General features: G+C 70.8%; 25 protein-coding genes and 1 pseudogene. 3 read left to right on the forward strand and 23 right to left on the reverse strand.

What is annotated here, in order from left to right; translation table 11 throughout:
* Nucleotides 1-50 precede the first annotated feature (50 nt).
* Nucleotides 51-647, forward strand: coding sequence for a TetR family transcriptional regulator (locus tag ACFYY6_RS26880; protein ID WP_351521468.1), 597 nt, complete (start codon nt 51-53; stop codon nt 645-647).
* Nucleotides 648-1,259: 612 nt separating this feature from the next.
* Here the strand turns inward: ACFYY6_RS26880 and ACFYY6_RS26885 are convergent.
* From ACFYY6_RS26885 to ACFYY6_RS26920, 8 genes are all read right to left on the reverse strand, one after another.
* Nucleotides 1,260-1,424: a hypothetical protein gene (locus ACFYY6_RS26885; protein WP_351521470.1), complete on the reverse strand. Its 165-nt coding sequence runs from the start codon at nt 1,422-1,424 to the stop codon at nt 1,260-1,262.
* 17 nt (nt 1,425-1,441) lie between these two features.
* Nucleotides 1,442-1,687 (reverse strand): hypothetical protein, encoded by a 246-nt coding sequence (locus ACFYY6_RS26890; protein WP_389195580.1) that lies wholly within the window; start codon nt 1,685-1,687, stop codon nt 1,442-1,444.
* Nucleotides 1,684-2,121 (reverse strand): hypothetical protein, encoded by a 438-nt coding sequence (locus tag ACFYY6_RS26895; protein ID WP_351521471.1) that lies wholly within the window; start codon nt 2,119-2,121, stop codon nt 1,684-1,686. Before ACFYY6_RS26895 ends, ACFYY6_RS26890 begins: the two co-directional genes overlap by 4 nt.
* Nucleotides 2,118-2,777 carry a GGDEF domain-containing protein gene (locus tag ACFYY6_RS26900; protein WP_351521473.1) on the reverse strand — a complete coding sequence of 220 codons (660 nt, stop codon included), beginning with the start codon at nt 2,775-2,777 and terminating at the stop codon, nt 2,118-2,120. Before ACFYY6_RS26900 ends, ACFYY6_RS26895 begins: the two co-directional genes overlap by 4 nt.
* A 92-nt stretch (nt 2,778-2,869) precedes the next feature.
* Nucleotides 2,870-3,223: a hypothetical protein gene (locus ACFYY6_RS26905; RefSeq protein ID WP_351521474.1), complete on the reverse strand. Its 354-nt coding sequence runs from the start codon at nt 3,221-3,223 to the stop codon at nt 2,870-2,872.
* A 119-nt stretch (nt 3,224-3,342) separates the two neighbouring features.
* Complete coding sequence (locus ACFYY6_RS26910) at nt 3,343-4,113, reverse strand: hypothetical protein (protein WP_351521516.1); 771 nt, start codon at nt 4,111-4,113, stop codon at nt 3,343-3,345.
* A 38-nt stretch (nt 4,114-4,151) separates the two neighbouring features.
* Complete coding sequence (locus ACFYY6_RS26915; RefSeq protein ID WP_351521476.1) at nt 4,152-4,346, reverse strand: hypothetical protein; 195 nt, start codon at nt 4,344-4,346, stop codon at nt 4,152-4,154.
* Nucleotides 4,347-4,503: 157 nt separating this feature from the next.
* Entirely contained in the window at nt 4,504-5,091 is a 588-nt protein-coding gene (locus ACFYY6_RS26920; protein WP_351521478.1) for an AAA family ATPase, read from the reverse strand.
* Between the two features lie 369 nt (nt 5,092-5,460).
* Here ACFYY6_RS26920 and ACFYY6_RS26925 point away from each other — a divergent pair, with 369 nt between their 5' ends.
* Together ACFYY6_RS26925 and ACFYY6_RS26930 are read left to right on the forward strand one after the other, a co-directional pair.
* Nucleotides 5,461-6,264: a class I SAM-dependent methyltransferase gene (locus ACFYY6_RS26925; protein WP_351521479.1), complete on the forward strand. Its 804-nt coding sequence runs from the start codon at nt 5,461-5,463 to the stop codon at nt 6,262-6,264.
* 101 nt (nt 6,265-6,365) lie between these two features.
* A pseudogene (locus ACFYY6_RS26930) lies at nt 6,366-6,608 on the forward strand (transposase family protein); the annotation flags it as partial.
* Nucleotides 6,609-6,678: 70 nt separating this feature from the next.
* Here ACFYY6_RS26930 and ACFYY6_RS26935 read toward each other — a convergent pair.
* From ACFYY6_RS26935 to ACFYY6_RS27005, 15 genes are all read right to left on the reverse strand, one after another.
* Nucleotides 6,679-7,089: a hypothetical protein gene (locus tag ACFYY6_RS26935; protein ID WP_351521481.1), complete on the reverse strand. Its 411-nt coding sequence runs from the start codon at nt 7,087-7,089 to the stop codon at nt 6,679-6,681.
* Entirely contained in the window at nt 7,086-7,385 is a 300-nt protein-coding gene (locus ACFYY6_RS26940) for a hypothetical protein (RefSeq protein WP_351521482.1), read from the reverse strand. Before ACFYY6_RS26940 ends, ACFYY6_RS26935 begins: the two co-directional genes overlap by 4 nt.
* A 92-nt stretch (nt 7,386-7,477) precedes the next feature.
* Nucleotides 7,478-7,669 (reverse strand): hypothetical protein, encoded by a 192-nt coding sequence (locus ACFYY6_RS26945; protein ID WP_351521483.1) that lies wholly within the window; start codon nt 7,667-7,669, stop codon nt 7,478-7,480.
* A gap of 84 nt (nt 7,670-7,753) precedes the next feature.
* Nucleotides 7,754-8,152, reverse strand: coding sequence for an ATPase (locus ACFYY6_RS26950; RefSeq protein WP_389195935.1), 399 nt, complete (start codon nt 8,150-8,152; stop codon nt 7,754-7,756).
* A gap of 273 nt (nt 8,153-8,425) precedes the next feature.
* A complete protein-coding gene (locus ACFYY6_RS26955; protein WP_389195587.1) occupies nt 8,426-9,022 on the reverse strand; it encodes a hypothetical protein in 597 nt (198 codons plus the stop codon).
* A 124-nt stretch (nt 9,023-9,146) separates the two neighbouring features.
* Complete coding sequence (locus ACFYY6_RS26960) at nt 9,147-9,482, reverse strand: hypothetical protein (protein ID WP_389195590.1); 336 nt, start codon at nt 9,480-9,482, stop codon at nt 9,147-9,149.
* A 17-nt stretch (nt 9,483-9,499) separates the two neighbouring features.
* Complete coding sequence (locus ACFYY6_RS26965; protein WP_351521488.1) at nt 9,500-10,387, reverse strand: DUF6919 domain-containing protein; 888 nt, start codon at nt 10,385-10,387, stop codon at nt 9,500-9,502.
* A 161-nt stretch (nt 10,388-10,548) separates the two neighbouring features.
* Nucleotides 10,549-11,391, reverse strand: a complete 843-nt coding sequence (locus tag ACFYY6_RS26970) for a hypothetical protein (RefSeq protein WP_351521489.1) — start codon at nt 11,389-11,391, stop codon at nt 10,549-10,551.
* 488 nt (nt 11,392-11,879) lie between these two features.
* Nucleotides 11,880-14,330 carry a hypothetical protein gene (locus tag ACFYY6_RS26975; protein ID WP_389195594.1) on the reverse strand — a complete coding sequence of 817 codons (2,451 nt, stop codon included), beginning with the start codon at nt 14,328-14,330 and terminating at the stop codon, nt 11,880-11,882.
* Nucleotides 14,331-14,469: 139 nt separating this feature from the next.
* Entirely contained in the window at nt 14,470-14,994 is a 525-nt protein-coding gene (locus ACFYY6_RS26980) for a hypothetical protein (RefSeq protein WP_389195597.1), read from the reverse strand.
* 35 nt (nt 14,995-15,029) lie between these two features.
* The gene (locus tag ACFYY6_RS26985; protein ID WP_388969016.1) at nt 15,030-15,530 is read right to left on the reverse strand and encodes a hypothetical protein; all 501 of its coding nucleotides are present in this window, start codon (nt 15,528-15,530) and stop codon (nt 15,030-15,032) included.
* On the reverse strand, nt 15,527-15,757 hold the full coding sequence (locus tag ACFYY6_RS26990; RefSeq protein ID WP_389195600.1) for a hypothetical protein: 231 nt from the start codon (nt 15,755-15,757) through the stop codon (nt 15,527-15,529). Before ACFYY6_RS26990 ends, ACFYY6_RS26985 begins: the two co-directional genes overlap by 4 nt.
* Nucleotides 15,754-16,119, reverse strand: a complete 366-nt coding sequence (locus ACFYY6_RS26995) for a hypothetical protein (RefSeq protein ID WP_389195603.1) — start codon at nt 16,117-16,119, stop codon at nt 15,754-15,756. The genes ACFYY6_RS26990 and ACFYY6_RS26995 overlap by 4 nt, the downstream gene beginning before the upstream one ends.
* Before the next feature lie 269 nt (nt 16,120-16,388).
* A complete protein-coding gene (locus tag ACFYY6_RS27000; RefSeq protein ID WP_389195606.1) occupies nt 16,389-16,670 on the reverse strand; it encodes a hypothetical protein in 282 nt (93 codons plus the stop codon).
* An 80-nt stretch (nt 16,671-16,750) separates the two neighbouring features.
* Nucleotides 16,751-16,951: a hypothetical protein gene (locus ACFYY6_RS27005; protein ID WP_389195609.1), complete on the reverse strand. Its 201-nt coding sequence runs from the start codon at nt 16,949-16,951 to the stop codon at nt 16,751-16,753.
* Nucleotides 16,952-17,191 lie beyond the last annotated feature (240 nt).

A 17,191-nucleotide genomic window follows, 5' to 3' on the forward strand; every position in this document is an offset into this window, starting at 1 on the left:
GTTACCTGGTTAAAAAAGCAACTCGGTCATAAATGCTTTACAGTGATCAGATGAGCGAGTTGACGGGACTGCGAGCCCGCAAGAAGGAGCGGACGCGCGACGCCATTGGAGACGCAGCCGTCTCGCTGTTCTTGGAGCGCGGCTTCGACCGCGTCTCGGTCAACGACATCGCCGCGGCAGCCGAGATCTCCAAGCCGACTCTCTTCCGGTACTTCCCCACCAAGGAAGACCTGGTGCTGCACCGGTTTGCGGACCACCAGGGCGAGGCAGCACGCGTCGTACGTGACCGTAAGTCCGGCATCAAGCCGGTGACGGCGCTGCACCGGCACTTCCGGGCTGGCCTCGATCGGCACGACCCCGTCACCGGCCTCAGCAATCATCCCGAGGTGGTGGCGTTCCATCGGCTGGTGTTCACCACACCGAGCCTGGCAGGACGGCTCACGCGGTACCAGCTCGAGGACGAAGAGGCACTGGCAGACGCCCTCGGCGAAGGCATCCAGGCACGCCTGCTAGCCGCCCAGGTACTCGCGGTCCAACGGGTGCTCGCCCGGACCAACTGGCAGAAGATCGCCGACGGTCGCACCGCCCACGACGTCCACCCCGAAGCCGTAGCCGATGCCGACCAGGCATTCAACCAACTGCCGTGACAGGCGACGCTCCCAGTCGAAGAAGCCTCTGCGGCCCGATGCAGGCACGGGGGACTGCGCACGGGATGCGGGGTATAAGCACCGAGGGGTCGTCAGCCGGGTACAGGTGCAGGTTCCGCCAGCTTCGGCGGTCTGCCGGGACCAGTTGGTCCCGGCCGCCGGGCGGGTGGTGGTCAGGGGATGCAGGGCGGGTCCTGGCCCTGCCGGGCAATCTCGTCCAGGTGTGTGTCCAGGCGGGCCAGGTCTGGCTGATCCAGCGCGGCCTGCGTCTGCGCCCATGCGGTGTTGTCGCGCTTGTACTCCCGGATCACCGCCTCGGGGGGTGGTGCCGGTCATCCTGGCGACGGGCGCGACCTCGTCGGGGGCGAGGCCGCGCCCGCGGGCCGCGATGCCGACCAGTTCGATCAGTCCCGGATAGGTGGGCCCTGTTGACCGCTGCTCGATCCAGCGTGTGAACCGTCGACGCCGTCGATCCTCATTCGTGCTCCTTCTTCCGAGGACGGTGTTCTGTGAGTTGGGTGGGGTGCAGAGGAGATGGCTGGCTCGAGTCCGGCGGCCGCAGGGTCACCGGCGTTCCGGACCGGTCTCTGGGCGGCTGGAGTCTCCGCGGTCCTACGCGGCGACGGAGCGATGGCTGCGCGACGCGAGTTCCAAAAGGGCGCGGTTGCGGCGCTGCTGCTTGGCCGTGAGCGGCCGGGGGTGGGGGCTGTGCTGGTGCCAGAGGGGGTGGGCGGGGGGTTCGGGGTAGGGGCGGGTGTCGCACGGGGTGCGGTTCACGGGGCGCCTCCGAGAGTTCAGGCGTGGTCGTCGTCGTGGCGGCTTCTGCGGCGTGCCTCCGTCGGGTTTGCGGCGATCCAGTTCTCGGCGCAGGTCTTGTGTGCGAGTTCTCCGGAGTGGGAGCGCATGGGGGTGGGCGTGCCGCACAGCGCGCAGGGGTGGTCCTGCCAGCGGTCGAAGTGCCGGGCGTCGCGACAGTCCAGCAGGCCGCCGGCGGCCGGGATCTGGCCCGGCTCCCAGAGCGGCTCTTTTCGGCGGGTCACGGTCGCAGGTCGGGCAGTTGCTGGAGAACTTGGTCGACGAGGTCCTGCGTCGGCTTCCAGGCGGGGAGCGCGCCCGTGGCGGGTAGGGGCAGCGGCAGTTCGTGGACGTTGGCGAGGACCAGGTGGTGGGCGTCGCGCTGCGCCCAGGGGCTGATGCAGCGCTTGGGGCCTTGGTCGGGGTGGCAGTCGGTGAGCCGGGCGATTCCGATGACCGCGCCGCGGTGGAGTTCGCGGCCGCGGATCGTGGTGGCGACCAGCGGGTCGCGCAGGGCCGGCCGGTCCAGCTTCAGGCCCGCGTGCAGTAGGAGCCAGCCTCGCCACGGCCAGTTGGCGGGCCTGTTCTCCGGGTTCTTTCCGGCGAGGATGCAGGTGGCCCAGGGCTGGCGGATCGTGATGCCCCGGATCCAGTCGCCGCCGTCGAGTTCGCTCGTCATGCGGCTCGCCCCCGTACCGCGGCGCCCCGGCGGCCGGCCCGACGGCCGTTGACGCTCGGAACACGCGCATGGTCGGGGCGGGCCCGGACGACGTCGCCGGTGTATTTACCCTCGTACATCGCCGCATCTGCAGCACGCATCAAGGTTGGCAAGTCGCTGCTGGCGACGGCGGCCGGGGTGGCGGCACCGAGGGAGACGGCCAGCGGCAGCGACCCGTCCTCGTAGGGGACAGGGCGGGTCATGAGGCGAGCCAAGTGCTCCAGGCGCAGCGTCTGGTGGCGAGGCTCGATGCGGGCGAGGGCGGCGAACTCGTCGCCTCCGAGGCGGCCGGCGACACCGCGAGGCCCGGCCCACTCGGTCAGGCGGGCGCCGATCGCGGCGAGCGCGGTGTCCCCGGCCGCGTGCCCGTGGCGGTCGTTGAGTTCCTTGAAATGGTCTGCGTCCGCGAGGACCAGGACCACCTCGTCGGAGTGGCGCTCCAGCAGCCGCTGCGCCCGGGTGGTGAACGCTTCGCGGCGCCAGGTGGTGGTGAGCGGGTCGCGGTGAGCGGCGGTGAGGCGGCGGTGCAGGACGGTGGTGTGCAGGGTCCATCCGGCCAGCGGGAGGGCCATGGCGGTGATGTGCAGGGCCTTACGCGGTAACAGGGTCGTCGTCATACTGGTGGCTTCCTTCTCATCTGCGACATGGGTTGGAAGTGCCCGGGGCCGCCGGCGCTACGGCGGCCCTGGGCGTTTGTGCGTGTGGGTGGTCAGCGGCGGGTGCGGCGCTGGGTGTCGGCGAGGATGGCCTGCTTGTCGGGGTGGGCGTCGACTGCGGCGCGCAGGGCGTGCCACCAGGTGTCCGCGTACTTCTGCCGGTTCTTCAGTTCTCGCATCTGCTGCTTGAGGTGGGTGTGACGGGCGGTGAGGGTGTCGCACAGGCATTCCGCGTCGGGGTCCTGGATGCGGGCCATGCAGCCGGGTGCGAGGCAGAGGGTGCCGTCGGGGTCGAGGAACCAGAAGCATCCCGTCGGGATGGTGTCGGGGGTGGTCGTGACGGGGTCGTCGCGCGTCCCGGTGCCGGTACCGCTCATCGGGTACTGGTGGCGGAGCGACGTCTTCATAACAGTTCTCCTTGAGGGGTGGATCGTGGAACTGGGTTGTTCGGTGCCGCCCGGCCCCGCCCCGCCCCGCCTCGGCTCGGTGCAGGGGCAGGGGCAGGGGCGAGGGCGGCGGTGAACCGTCAGGCAGCGACGGCGGCGGGGGAGTCGAGGCCCACCCCGCGGAGCGCGTCCAGGACGTACGGTTCGAAGCGGTTCTGGTGCTGGGCGGCGACCGCGTGGCCGGTGGCGCGGCTGTAGGCGTAGCAGCGCGCCATCATGCTGGCGTCGGTGACGGCGAGGGCCTGGTCGACGGCTTTCCGCGCGAGGTGCTCGATCCAGGTCTGGGCTGCCGATTCGCGGCGTGCGTGCGAGGTCGCCGTGGCGACGGAGTCCGCCCACCGGCCGCTGCCGCAGGTGGGGCCGCCGCACTGCTCCCAGTCCCACTTCCGGTCGCGCATGCCCTCGGGATCGGCGTCCCAGTCCGCCGCCCAGCGCGCGGCCCGCTCGGGGATCTGCTGCTGGATGACGTTCAGGACGTCGCGGCCGGCGGGCCCGAGCGCCGGGTGGGCGTCGGTCTCCTCGAGGACGCGGATCTGGTGGGAGAGCAGCCGGTAGGGGTAGTAGCGCTGGCTCCAGTTACCGGTCTCGCCCAGCGGCTCCACGATCCACAGCCGGACGGGCCAGGTGACGGGCCAGATGCCGGTGTCCTCCAGCGCCTCGCCGACGCGCTTGACCATGCGGAAGTAGGAGAAGCGGCTCTCGTCGTACCACTTGTTGCGGCAGGGGTTGGGGTGGTCGACGACCTTGCCGACGTTGGCGGAGAGGTTCACCGGGGTCCCGGCCTCGCGGGACATCTCAATGATGCCGTCGGCGGGGGTGGCGATGTACCAGGTGACGGGCTTGCGGGCCATGCGGGCCTCCGAGAAGGGGGTGAGAGCGGCCGGGCCGCTCATAACTGGATGTTGATCTGGCGGCGCGGGTCGCCCGCGCCGGTGTGGACGGTGCGGCGGTGCGCGGCGAGGCCGGCGCTTCCGCCCTGGATCGGGAGGTGGCAGTCGGGGCAGCCGTGGGCCCACTCATCCCCGGCCGGGAGTTCGGCCGGGGTGAGCGGGTGCGGGTGCGGACCGTCGGCGGCGCGGCTCACTCGCGGACCGCGACCGCGAACTGCTCTTCCAGGTCCGCGCGGCCCTCGGGGTCGTCGTCCTGGTCGTGGTAGTCGGCCTCCTGGTCGACGTCGTCGGGGCCGCCGTGGACGGAGCAGACGGCGTCCGGGTGCAGCCCGGTGTCGCTGGTGTGCGCCTTCAGCAGGTCGGTGACCGAGAAGACCGGCTGCCACGCCGGGCGTCGCAGTCGTCGTCGTACGGGCAGCCGACCAGCAGGTCGAAGCCCACGTCGCCCTCGCCGTCGACGTCGGTGCGCAGGGCGAGGACCATGTGGTCGGGCCCGAGGCGGATCTCGCCGACGCGGTCGCCGCCGGCGAGCGGCGAGTTGTCCCGCCACCGCCACAGCGGCAGCACCTCCGCACCGAACGTGCGGCGGACCAGGAGCAGGTCGCCGAGGCCGTCGCTGCCGTCCCAGCCGAGCTCACGGCGGCGGGTGTCGCTGGCGCGCTGGAGCAGCGGCTCCAGGCGGTGGATGTTGTTGGCGAAGACGACGTGGTTGAAGCCCTCGCTACGCAGGTGGGGGAAGGCGGCGACGGCTTCTGCGTGCTGGCGGCGTACGACGGCTTCGGGCACGGCGCGGTCCGGGCTGCGGTCGGCCTGCCGGTCGGCGCAGGCGGAGGCCGGGGTGGAGACCAGGAGCGCGACGGCGGGCACGCCGTGACGGCGGGCGGCCTGCACCAGGCCGGTACGGACGGCCTTTTCGGTGTTCGTGGCGTTCCCTGTCAAGTTCTAATGTTCACGTCGAGCGAATCCCGGCGGGGCCGTGAACGCGGTTGGCTCACGGCAGTAGAGGCGATCGCTGACGGCCCTTCATCCGGACGCGGGGTTTCGGCAATCGGTTTGGACGGCTGTGCCTAAAGTGCTCGGCAGTGAACGCGCGCTGGCCGGCCGCGGTCCCCATCGTGGGCCGATGGGGCGCCGGTGGAGTAGGGACCTGCGTCGGTGCGGCGTGTCGCGGTTTCCCACGAAATCCGGTGGAGTCTGAGCGGCCGGAAGTGGTTGGGTCCTGCTCAATGCTTCGCTGATACGGCCCGGCACAGTGCGAGGCGCAAGGTCCGAATCGCAGGCGCGGTCTAGCCCGCGTGTCGTCGAGTGATGGAGGTTATCGCGGTGGCTGGTTATGGGGCGCTTTCTGACGTATACGAGTGGCTGATCGGGGACGACAGGTTGACCCCCGCCAATGCAGCCGCGGTTTATTACAGCGATGTCGTGGGCTCTCTGTCGCCCAACGCGCGCGTCCTCGACTGCGCGTGTGGAACCGGCCAGCTCGCCGTCGGTCTCGCGAGTCTTGGCCTTGACGTGGTCGCCGCAGATGCCAGCAGTGGGATGGTTCGCCGGACCGAGAAGGCCGCCGACGAGCAGGGAGTCTCGCTTCGAGCCCTCCGCGCGAGCTGGGACGAGCTGCCCGACCACCTGGAGGACTCCACGTTCGATCTGGTGTTCTGCGTCGGCAACTCGCTCGGGCACGCCGAGGGCGCAGCCGGGCGCCTGACCGCACTGGAAGCGATGTCGCGGCTGCTGAATCCCGGCGGACGCCTTGTGCTCCACTCACGCAACTGGGAGCTCGTGCGCTCCGCCGGCTCACGGGTGGACGTCCGCGATCGACTCATCCGCCGCAACGACCGCGATGCGGTCGTCAGCTACTACTGGCAGATCGAGCAGCGCTGGGAGCAGGAACACTTCCTCGAGATCGTGGTCGCCCAGATCGAGCCGGATGGGGCAGTGCGAGCCTGCTCGGAGCGGTTGTCCATCTGGCCCTACCGGTACGAGGACCTCGTGGCGCAGTTGCGGAGTGTCGGGCTCACGGTGCAGTCCACCACCTTCGACCCCGAGAGCGATGGATACCTGGTGGTCGCCAGCGGCGACCAGGCGCGAGGCACGTCTGAGCCGGCGCGCTGATCCGCCTTTCGTCGTTGTCGTTGCCGACCTGTGGGCTCGCGACCGCCTGCAGCGGGTTCTTCGCGAAGTGTTCAGCGCTTGAAGCGGTTGCTGCGGGTGCGGTCCTCGCCGCGCTGGCTTCCGAGCTGCGGACCGCGGCCTGCACGGCGTCCACCAAGGCCTTCGTGACCCTGGACGGCACTCTGCTGCCGATCGACCGAATCGCGGCCGACCGGCCCTTCTACTCTGGGAAACATGAGAAGCACGGCATGAACGTGCAGATCATTACCGATCCCGCCGGACGACTGGTGTGGGCACCGCCTGCACTGCCCGGCGCGGTCCACGACATCAAGGCCCCGCGCCGCTCACCCCCGCTGTCACTTCGAAGCAGCTCCCGCAGTCACGCACAATGACAGCCCTGGGAGCTGGACGGGTTCAGGCCTTCGGCGGGCGGAACAGAACGACGTTGTCCGGTTCAAGTGCGTGTCCAGCTTGCCTGTCGTCCTCTTGAGTGAGCACAGCGCTGGCGAGAGCGAGCCTGGTCACCTGCCGGCGGAGCTCTTCGATCTCGGTTCTCTGATTGGCAATGGTCTTCTTCAGCTTGGTGACGGTTTCCCGGAGTCGTTTCTCGGTCTCCGGGACTTGGCGGGTTTCGGCGCGAACGCGTTCGTAAAACTCGTTCTTCAGGTCGACGTGGCGTTTGAGGAGAGCCATGCGGTGGACGTCGGCCTCGGCGGCGAGGGCGACGATCGTGAGGCTGCCGTTGGAGGCGATGGCTTGTCCGGTCAGGAGCCGGTCCATGGCCTCGCGGATGCGGGCGCGTTCGTCCTGGTGCTGCTGGTTCATGTGACGGCCTCGGCGGAGTGTGCGGTGGCGTCGTGGGCGGCGGCCGTCTCGCGGAGTCGGTTGGCGTTGGCCCGCAGGCGCTTGCTGACTGGTCCGGGGGCGTGGGCGGCGAACTGGTCAAGTTCGTCGGCGCGTTCGCGGAGTTGTCGGGCGTGGGTGTCAGTGCGGACGGTGTTGCCGCAATTGGGTCGGCAGTCGTACTGACGTGGGGCGGTCGCGCCGGGTTCTGGTTCGCAAAGCGCGTTGTCGTGCTTGAAGGCGCAGATCAGGAACGCATCGGGGTTGTCGTAGAGCACGATGCCGTCCTGGGCGAGGAAGTCGCTGGCTTTCCTGGCGAAGGTGCGGAGGACGATGCGGCCCTCGAAACGAGGGGTGTGGGCGGCGGCGGTCAGGGCCCGGCGGGCGGCGGGCCCTGAGACGTTCTCTCCGGCGGCGACGCGGTCACGCAGTCGGGCTGCGGTGTCGGCGGCGGCGAGGGCCGTTTCGACGTCGAGAATGGCGTGGATGCCTCGGCGGCCAGCGCGGGGTCGGGGATGGTCGTGTCGAGCGGCTGCATGGTGCCGCGGAACGTGGTCTTCATGGGTGCTCTCCTTGAGGGGTGGATCGGAACTGGTTGTCCGGTGCCGCCCCGGTCCGATGCAGGGGCCGAGGCGGCGGTGAACCGTCAGGTGGATCGGGGGCGGTGAACGACGGGCCGGTGCAGATCCCGGTGGTGGAGGGTGACGTGGTGGCCGCGGCGGCGCAGGCGATGGGCCAGCAGGCGGGCTGTGACACCGGCACGGTGCCTGCCGCCGGCGCAGCCGACCGCAATGTGCAGTGGGTGCTCGGCGGCGCTGGGGCCGCTGGCGTATGCCTGTGCTTGGGCGACGGTGGCGGCGATCATGGGGCGGATGCCGGGGGTGCGGAGTACGGCGCGGATGACCTGGTGGTCGTGGGCGGTCAGTTCGCGCAGGGTGGTGTCCCAGTGCGGGTCGCGGAAGTGTTCGCGCAGGTCGAGCGTGATGTGTGCGTCGGCGGGGCGGGGTCCGTGGAGGTGTCCGAAGGAGGTGATGGTGATGCGGATCTTCATCGGGTTCCTTTGGCTCGGTCGTGAGAAAGGAGGCGGGGGGTCCGGGGCGGGGTGTGCGGGTCGGCTGGTCGGCCGGTGACCGCGAGGACGGCGGCGATCAGGAGCGGGGCGAGCGCGGTGAGGATTGTGTCGACCGCGCGGGCCAGCCGCTCGTGCTTGACGACGGCGACAGGCGCGGTGCGGGCGGATCAGGCAGCCCTCAGGCCGTGGCCAGGGCGGGCATCCGGGCGGCCTGCGGACAGGGTGCGCCGGCCAGGCCGGTGCGGTTCATCGGCGACTGGCCTTGCGGGTGGCGAGCCAGGTGGTGACGGCGGCGGCGCCGATGCCGATGGCGCGGTGGAGTGCTTGGTCGAGCTCCATGAGTGCGGTGCCGGGGCCTGCGGTGTCCTGGACCGGCTCGGGCGACTCCTCGCAGGCCTTGCGGACGACGGTCGCGTGCTCGAGGTAGCCGGTCTTGCCGCACTTCTTTGCGAGCCAGACCAGCGGGTCGCGGCGGTCGATCACGGCGTGCGTGGCGGCGTTGATCGCGGCCCCGGCGAGCAGCGCCCTGGCCGGGACGCGGTAGCCGAGGGCTCGGGTGATAGCGACGGACGCGGCCAGTTGTACGGCGCTGTAGGAGGCGACGTGCCGGGCCACGGCTCGGCGGCCGTACGCGGAGGCGGTCATCGTCGGTTCGCCGCGCCAGGGGTTCCCGGTGACGGGGGTGCCATCACGGTAGACCAGGTGGTCGCCGTGGATGCCCTTGGCGGCCGAGTCGTCGGGGTGTTGCACCCACTGGTCGCACAGCGGGTGCAGGCCGTCGAAGACGGCGGCGAGGGTGCCGAGCAGGGCGAGGGACTCGATGGTGTTGAGGCTATCGGTCATGCGGGGTGTCCTCATCTCACGTTCGGGCTGCAGTGGTGTGCGGGGCGACCGGTCTCATGCGGATGCTGCGGGCGCCCCGGGCGTTACCCGTTCCTGGCTGGATTCCGGCCGGGGACGGTGGTGTTCAGAACGGTGGCTCGTCCCAGGCCGGGACGGGGAGGAGCCGGACGCGGAGCTCGCGCCGGTTGGACCAGCAGCCGCACGCCTCCATCTCGGGGAAGGCGCCGCCGGTCCACCAGCCGCCCTTGCCGTGGCAGCGCGGGCAAGTGGGCCGGGGCCGGGCAGTGATCTCGATGCGGTGCCGGTCGGCGTACAGCTTGAGGTGGCTGGCCTTGAGCACGGCGGCGGCCGTCGCCGCGGCGAGCGGGACGGCGGCGGCGAGCAGGAGGGTGGCGCGCAGACGGCGGGCGGTCACGTCGGCGGGTTGGCGCGGCAGGCTGCAGCGCGGTCGGATCTCCATCAGAAGGCCTCCTGGGCTCAGAAAGGGCAGGTGGGTCGGGGGTCTTCGGGGTCTCCAGCCGGGACTGCGGCCGTCGCGGGCGCCTCTTCCGGGTCGTCGGCGTCCGCGTCTTCGCACTCCGGTGTGCAGTACCTGCCGGCGGAGAAAAACGGGGCGCCGCACAGCGCGCACTCGGACTCTTCGCCGTCGCGAACCTTGGACCAGTCGGTGATCACGCTGGGGTCGATGCACGCCTCGCAGCGGCCGTCGTCCTGGTCCTGCACGCCGGAGCAGCCGTCACTGCAGTTGTCCCGGTAGGTGCAGCCGCACTCCCGGCACGTGATCTTCGGGGCGGGCGCGGGTGGGGCCGGGATCGTCGCGGCGGCGAGCGTGTCCCACAGCAGGTCGCTCGGGCCGAACTCCGGGTCGGCGAGGGTGATCTGCAGGGCAGGTGCGACCGCCTCCACGGCGTGGGGGAGACGCGGCCACATGGCCCTGATGTCGTCCAGGCTGAAGGCCTCGCCGAAGACATTGTCGTCCTGGCCGTTGCAGGTGGTGACCGTGATGCTGGCGCCCGGCCCGTGCTCGGCGTCGAGAAAGTCGTTGAGGACGATCTTGAGTCCCGCCTGCTCGGCGGCATCGACCAGGCGGCGGATGAGGGCCGGGTCGGTCGCGAAGCCCTGCACCGCCGTCTTCTGCTGCAGCGGGCCGTCACCGAGGCCGGCCTGCGCGGCCACGGCGAGGAACCCGGCGCGGTTGGCGGCGGCGAGAACCGCGGTGTGGTCGGCGAGCGCGGGGTGGGGGCGATGGCTGGCGCGGTGTCCGGGCAGGTGGCGCACGGAGCCCTCCCACCAGTCGGCGGCCAGTTGTCCGAGATCGGTCAGCGAGCGGGCGGCCTTCCATCGCTTGCGTTCCGAGCGGCTCATCCAGGGCAAATACACGGCGTCTCCTCACACGAGGTCGGGGCTGTCAGGGCGGGGTTCCGGGCGGCCACCACCGGTCCCGGGCGCGGGGTCCGGGGCCGATGGAAGCGGGCCGGTCAGCGGTGGCTCACTTGGTGCACCGCGGGTCGTCCGTGGCCAGTCGGTCAGGCGCGGTAGACGGGCGGGCGGACGCCGGCGCGCAGTTCGCGGATGATCGAGCAGGGGCCCTTGGTGGCGCAGTACGCGTCGTCGGTGTCCGGAAGGGAGTTGCCCGTGGTGCCCCACATGTCGCGGGCGACCGCGTTCACGACGCGCAGCATCTCGCCGTTGTCGGGGCGGCAGGCGCTCTTGTCGCCAATGCCGTGGCGGGCGGCGCTGATGATGTGCTGGCGGGCCTGTCGGGCGGTCCAGCGGCGGCTGTCGGGGCCGGTGTTCTCGTGCACGTGCCCGCCGTCGTGGAACGTGTCCATGTGGCAGGCGGTGCAGTGGTAGGTGACCATCTGCTTCGGGCCGCTCTTGGGCATCCACGCGCCTTCGAACTCGTAGACGATGACCTCGGCGCCCGGGGTCACCGGGTGCTCGAAGGCGGTGACGAGGCCGACGCCGTCCGTGATCGCGCCGCGCTGTGCCTGGTTCCAGAAGACGCGGGGGACGAAGTCGTCCCAGCCCTTGCCGTGGGGCCACTGGGCGTACATGACGCCCTGCGAGGTGTCGAAGGTCGCTTTGCCGTCGATGTTCTCGCGCTTGTACTTCTCGATCTGCTCGATCGACCCGAAGTACGTCGCGCTGAACTCCTCGGACTCGAGGAAGATCAGCCCGTATCCCTCGGGGCGGGTGTCGTGGCCGTTGTCCTTCAGCACCTCGACCATGTCCTCGTAGCCGGGGTTGCCGGGGGCGATGGTGCCGACGAGTGGCAGCCGGTAGTAGTCGCAGCTCGTGACGTGGGCCGGGTTGGTCTCGCTGACGTTGTGCGCGGTGCCGTACGTGTTCCGGATCGTGATGCTCATGCGTGGGTGTCCTTCCGGCAGTGGTGGGCGAGTTCCGCGGCCGCGGTCGCGGCCAGGTCGTGGAGTGCTGAGGTGCTGGGCGGTCTTTTGAACTGGCAGCGGCAGCACGCGGACAGAGTTCGCGTCAGCGGCTTCGAACCTTGGGGGTTTCCGCGTTGTTCACCGCGGTCGCGCGGGTGGGCGGGGTGGGGCGAGCCAGAGGCTTCTTCGTCACTGTGTGTCGCCCTTGGGTTGGAGGGGTGGGGATCAGAGGCTGCTGGTGGCCGCTACGGCCTGAGAGCGGCCTGGGCGGGGCTCCAGTGCCGTCTGAGGGGGGTGTTCGGGATCTGATCCGTCTGATCTGTTTCCGCAGGTGGTGATCCATTTTTGATCTGTCGCCGATCTGTCCCTGATCTGTCTCGCGGGACGGATCAGAGGGGATCGGCGACAGGTGGGAGACGGATCAGCGACAGATCAGCGTCGACTGCCGGTCGTCACGTTGCGTGATTTCACGGGATGTTGTCGATGGCTGCTTCGACGTGCTCCAGGAGGAAACCAGAGGGAGGGTTCTCCTTGTCGAGGTCGGTCCGGCGGACGGTCTTGAGGGTGTCGATGCCGGTCTTCTTGAGCTCCCGGGCGATCTTCTTAGCTCCCTCGCGGCGGCGGTCGGCAGGCTCCTTGTCGTCCCACTGACGCCACTCGGGGCCGGTGATGGCGAGCTGCTCCAGGACCTGATCGGTGAGCAGGAACTCGGGGTCCCCTGCGGCTTCGAACGCGTCCCGGATCGTCCGCAGGACCGGGGGCAGGTCCGCGCCGGTGTCTTCGGACTCCTCGCCGTCTTCGTCCTCGTAGTCGTCGGGTTCGGCGGCCATGGTGAGGAGGTCGGGCCACGGCATGTAGTGCAGGTACTCCTCTTCCTCGTCGGCGAACTTGAGGCCGGGTGGGTTCGGGGCCTTGAGTGCGGCGTCGATCGACGCCTGGTCGACGTCGACGAGGCCGGCGGCGAGCCGTTCGGCCGCCCGTCGGCCGCCCTCGTCGTCGGGGATGTAGTGCCATTTGTGGAGCATCGGGTCCTCGGACAGGCCCGGTGCCCCGACGATGTAGGTCTGGGCGCAGTGGTTGAGTTCCTTGCCGGACTTGGGGCGGAGCCGGTGGGGCAGGTAGCCGAAGTCGGCCGCGCCGCTGCTCAGGGCGCCGGTGGTGTCGACGTCCCGGCACGCACCAACGATTTTGAGTGCGGGGTGCTGGGCGATGTTGCTGCCGAGGAGTTCCTTGGTGGCGCCCTGGGCGGCGAAGAGCACCCAGACGCCTTCCTTCCGGCCGACCAGCATCAGCTCGGCGATGATCTGCTTGCTGCGCTTGGTGAGCTTGGGGAACTCGTCGATGAAAACAATGACCGCCGGGTGCTCCCGGGTGCATGTCCAGGCGTCGCCCATGCCGAGCTTGCGGCGGATCCGGGCGCGGCCGGCGGCGAGCCGGTAGAGCGAGAGGAGGATGAACTCGATCTGGATCGGGCCCGTGGCGGTGAGTTTGACCGCGTCGGTGAACTGGCCGGGTCCGTCGCCGGACGGGTCAAGGAACACGGTGGTCGCGTTGTGGGCGGCGGTGGTCCAGTCGAGCAGGGCCCGCATGATGGTGGACTTGCCGCCGCCTGAGCGGGCGATGACCTCGCCCATCAGCTCGGCGAGGGAGAAGGCGAGGTCGGTTCCGTCCGCGCTCATCCCGAAGACGCCGGCCTGGGTGATGTCGACCGAGTGCGGTGCCCGGTACGGGGGCGGTTTCATCTCGCCGAACAGGTCGCCGGTGACCACGCGCAGGAGGGCTTCGGCGGTGCGCTTGCGGTTGGGCTGGAGGATCACGTCCCCGTCGCCGACGTCGAAGCGGGTCTCCAGGTCCCCGAGCTTGTCAGCGATGACGCCCGGTGTTCCCTCGGACACCCGGACCACCGACTCCCATCCCCACGAGTACGAGACAGCGTCGTCGACGTGTGCGAGCGGGATGCGTTCGGTGAGCAGGGCTCGCCGGACGCACTCGGTGGCCATGGCGGGGCTGGTCACGTCGTGGATGGGGAACGGCTTACCTGTGTCGCCGGGGTCGGCCGTGTCGGCCTGTCCGGCCGGCGGCGTCTGGTCCGTTCCGGTCGTACCAGAGCCGGAGCCGGTGTCGAGTTCGTAGGCGAGCGGGGGGACTTCGGGGAGCTCGCGGCGCCAGCCGGGGAACCTTCCCTTCGCCCACGCGACGGTGGTGGCGCCGGTCGCGGTGAGGGCGGGGAGCATGCCGCCGATGCGGAGCTCGGCCCAGCCGATGGCCAGGCCGAGGGCCGCAGTGGACGCCCAGCGGCGCCGGGCGGTCCGGCCGCGGTGCCGCTTCAACTCGATCTCCCCGGGCTCCTGGTGGCCGGTGTAGGGCCGCTGAGCAGCCTCGCGGGCCTGCTTCCGCCACCCCGCCGCTTCCTTCCGCAGTCGGGCGGCTTCCTTCCGCAGACCGTCGGCCCGTTTGGCGGTGCCCTCGGGGTCTGCGGGCGCGGTGGTAAGCATTTGCTCGGCCTGCCGGTCGAGCCCGGTCGCCCGCTTGTCCAGGGCTGCGGCCTTCTCCTCCAGGCTCTGCACCTCGCTGTCCTTGCGGGAGATCCAGGTGTTGTAGCGGTGGTTGAGGAAGGCGGCGCGCAGGTGGGCGGGCGTTTCCGCGGAGGCGTTGAGCCAAGCGGCGCGCTCGGCGGCAAGGACTCTGGCGCCGGTGCGGATGGCGGCGGCTTCGCGGCGGGCCAGGGTGAGCAGGCCGGTGGCCAGGCGGGAGCTGGTGCCCGGCCGGGTGCCGCCCTGGGAATCACTCTTGCCAGGCCCGTTGCCGGGCCGGTCGGTGGTGTGGCCGTCCCGAGTGGGTCCGGGCTGGTCGTCGGTGAGGAACTCGCCCTCTTCTTCGAGGTCGATGATGATGCGGTCGGGCAGGTGCGTGGACAAGGGTGCGCCTCCGTGCGCTGGGCGGGGTTCGGGCGGTGACGGCCGCCCGCGCGCCACGACCACCCACGGATCGTGGTGTGGTGTGGGGCGTGGGCGACCGATGGCGTCCGAGCAAAAAAAGGGGGGAATGAGGCCCTGGTCAGGCGATGGAGCCGACCAGGGACGAGCCCCATCCGTTGACGGTTGGGATGACGAGAGCCGCGAACCAGCCGCCCAAGGTCGCGGAGAGGCCGAGGAGGATTCCGGCGATGATGCCCTGACGCATGCCCGGCTTGGCATCGGCGGGGATGGCCTTCCAGGCGCCGAGAATGGCCACGGTGATCAGCAGAAGGACCAAGTTGCCCATGCCGGTCAGTGCGACAGCGTTACTGCGGGCGGCGAGGGTGGTCTCGCCACCGGCAGCGCCCCACATCGCAAACGACCCGATGCCGTTGCCGAGCCAGGTGATGGCACCGGTCGCGAAGCCGATCAAGCCGCTGGTGGTGGCGGTGGCCAGGCCGCCGTAGCTGAGGCCTGCGGCGAGCGGGATCAGCTCCTTCGCCCCCTTGAGGGCGCCGGCGGGGTTCTTGATGTGGGCGATGGCGAATCTAGCGACATGCCAGGTCGGGATCGCCATGCCGACGAACAGACCACCAATGGTCAAAGAAGCGGCGGGCACATTCATGAAGTGGCTCTCCGATCAGGGAATTGAAAAGGGGGTTACTGGAAGGGCAGGTGGGCGACGATCTGGTCGCCGACGTGGTTGACGGCCGGGATGAGCGCGCGGGCGGCCAGGCCGGACACCGCACCGATCAGCCCGGCCGCCGAACCCACGAGCGCACCGGCCGCGATCCGGGCGCGCAGATAGTTGTCGCAGCAACGCCAGGCGAGCACGAGGACGGCCAGGAGCACGGTCGTGGCGACAGCGCCACCGGGGCTCATCCCGGACGGCGCGGTCTGCGGCAGCAGCCAACTGCTGCCCTCGCCCGAGACCGCGTCGCCCAAAGGGTTGGTGAGGCTGGAGACGGTGCGGCGGGCGGCCCAGCCGAGCAGACCCCCGGAGCACAGGGCGCTGAGCAGGCCGATCAGCAGACCGCCCGCGATGGCGGCCGCCGACGGCATCTCATGCCCGGCCCGCCACCACCGCACCAGCGTGAACACCAGGACCGCGGCCGCCAGGGCGAGGCCGCCGAGGGACAACTGGGCCGGTGTCACGCTCACGGCAGCACCACCGCGGTGACGGACAGCACGAGGCTGCTCAGGCGCCCGAGCAGACTCCCGCCGCCGCACAGGTCAACGACCCCCAACCCGGCGACAAGCAGCACAGCCACCGCCTCGGCCCGGAAGATTGCTCGCAGGGCCCGCTGCTCCTCTCTGCGGAGGAGAGCGAGGGTCAGAACGCCCAGGACGACATTCCCGGTCAGGAGAAGGATCCGCACACCGGTCATGACCACACCCCGGTCAGGAGGTAGCCGTACAGGTACAGGCCAGCCGGCGTGGCCACGCTGGACGCGAGGAGATTGCAGGTCAGGACCCGCACCAGCCAGGACCGGACGCGGCTGTGCGTGCGCAGCTCCAGGATTCCGGCGACGGCCAGGGCGGCCATCAGCACGCCCGGCTCGTCCCCGCAGATGTGGAACACCTTGCCGGACACCGGAAGCAGAATCAGGCCCGCGACGAGGGCGGCGCCGTTCCGAAGCGGGCTGAGCCGGGAGACGCTGAACCCTGACGGCCGGTCCTGCTGTACGGGCTGGGCGGGGTAGTAGTGGTGGTGATGCACGGGCGCGGGCGCCGGGGCCGCCACCGCCACACCACCACCGTCCCAGGACGACGGAGGACCGGCCGGAGGCCTCGCCGGAGGACCGGATGGCGGCCCGGCCGGAGGCGGAGTGCTGCGCCGGGGCGGCGGGAGGAACGGGTCCGGCACCGGTGACGGGGCCGGCGGGGGTGGTGTCGGCGGCGCGGTCGGCGGAGGCGGCGGCGGGGGCGGGGTTTTGCCGCCGTCGGTGCGCTCGCCGGAGAGCTCAACGTTCGTCGGCTCGATCGGCTCACCGTGGTGGGCCGAGGATGTGGTGTCGGTCATCGCGGGACCTCCGCCCCAGTGCCGGTGCCGTACTGGTTGTGGTGGAGCCAGTCCCGCGCCTGGGTCTCGGCCGCGTCCACGGCGGCCGGGTCGGCGGCAGCGGGCGTGGGGGCGGTGGCGGGGTGGAACCCGGCGGGCAGCCGCGGCAGCGTGGTGGTGTGCTGCGGGGCGGGGAGGAGCGGGCCGGGCAGGCGGGTCACGGTGACCGGGCCGGGCGTGGCGAGGCGTCGCAGATGGCGCAGGCGGCGGGGGCGGCGGACGTGCAGACAGGCGAGCATGGGCTCAACTCCTGGAATTTGGGGGAGGGCCGCACCAGCACCTGGTGCGGCCCTCCGAGGGATGGAATGGAGCGAGGGGTTCAGCGGGTGCGCCACCAGCCGCCGCGGTCCTGCCGGGCACGCTGGGTGTCCTCCCAGGCCTGGCCCTGCCGGTCCGCCGCCGCGGCGTTGCGGCGGTGGCCCTCGCGGCGCTTGCGGGCTGCCTTCTCACTCGCGGACTCACGGCCGCTGTACTGCTGTGCGAGCTGTCGGTCGTTGCCGATCAGGCCGAAAAGAGCCATGGTGATGCCGCTCCTGACTGTGGGTTGGGGGTGGTGAGCCGCTCCTGGCCAGGCCCTGAGAAAGCGGGCCGGGAGCGGCTCAATGTGCTAGGGGGTGCCCCTTGTCGGGCTGGGGCGGGTGGGTTTGGCGGGGCTCCTCCAGGGCGTGCTCGCCGGGTCTGCCGCCGGGTCTGCGAAGCGTTGCTCCGCTCGCCGGTCGCTCGCCGGGTCTGCACGCCGGGTCTGCTGCCGCTCTGGTCG

Source organism: Streptomyces sp. NPDC001750 (assembly GCF_042892615.1).
GTDB lineage: Bacteria > Actinomycetota > Actinomycetes > Streptomycetales > Streptomycetaceae > Streptomyces.

Bases quoted from the DNA above. Each gene is read 5' to 3' on its own strand.
- ACFYY6_RS26925 (WP_351521479.1), top strand. From the start codon at position 5,461: ATGGAGGTTATCGCGGTGGCTGGTTATGGGGCGCTTTCTGACGTATAC.
- ACFYY6_RS27005 (WP_389195609.1), bottom strand. From the start codon at position 16,951: ATGGCTCTTTTCGGCCTGATCGGCAACGACCGACAGCTCGCACAGCAG.
- ACFYY6_RS26895 (WP_351521471.1), bottom strand. From the start codon at position 2,121: ATGACGAGCGAACTCGACGGCGGCGACTGGATCCGGGGCATCACGATC.
- ACFYY6_RS26965 (WP_351521488.1), bottom strand. From the start codon at position 10,387: ATGAGCCGCTCGGAACGCAAGCGATGGAAGGCCGCCCGCTCGCTGACC.
- ACFYY6_RS26955 (WP_389195587.1), bottom strand. From the start codon at position 9,022: ATGACCGATAGCCTCAACACCATCGAGTCCCTCGCCCTGCTCGGCACC.
- ACFYY6_RS26990 (WP_389195600.1), bottom strand. From the start codon at position 15,757: ATGACCGGTGTGCGGATCCTTCTCCTGACCGGGAATGTCGTCCTGGGC.
- ACFYY6_RS26970 (WP_351521489.1), bottom strand. From the start codon at position 11,391: ATGAGCATCACGATCCGGAACACGTACGGCACCGCGCACAACGTCAGC.
- ACFYY6_RS26945 (WP_351521483.1), bottom strand. From the start codon at position 7,669: ATGAAGACCACGTTCCGCGGCACCATGCAGCCGCTCGACACGACCATC.
- ACFYY6_RS26980 (WP_389195597.1), bottom strand. From the start codon at position 14,994: ATGAATGTGCCCGCCGCTTCTTTGACCATTGGTGGTCTGTTCGTCGGC.
- ACFYY6_RS26900 (WP_351521473.1), bottom strand. From the start codon at position 2,777: ATGACGACGACCCTGTTACCGCGTAAGGCCCTGCACATCACCGCCATG.
- ACFYY6_RS26935 (WP_351521481.1), bottom strand. From the start codon at position 7,089: ATGAACCAGCAGCACCAGGACGAACGCGCCCGCATCCGCGAGGCCATG.
- ACFYY6_RS26905 (WP_351521474.1), bottom strand. From the start codon at position 3,223: ATGAAGACGTCGCTCCGCCACCAGTACCCGATGAGCGGTACCGGCACC.
- ACFYY6_RS26880 (WP_351521468.1), top strand. From the start codon at position 51: ATGAGCGAGTTGACGGGACTGCGAGCCCGCAAGAAGGAGCGGACGCGC.
- ACFYY6_RS26910 (WP_351521516.1), bottom strand. From the start codon at position 4,113: ATGGCCCGCAAGCCCGTCACCTGGTACATCGCCACCCCCGCCGACGGC.
- ACFYY6_RS27000 (WP_389195606.1), bottom strand. From the start codon at position 16,670: ATGCTCGCCTGTCTGCACGTCCGCCGCCCCCGCCGCCTGCGCCATCTG.
- ACFYY6_RS26960 (WP_389195590.1), bottom strand. From the start codon at position 9,482: ATGGAGATCCGACCGCGCTGCAGCCTGCCGCGCCAACCCGCCGACGTG.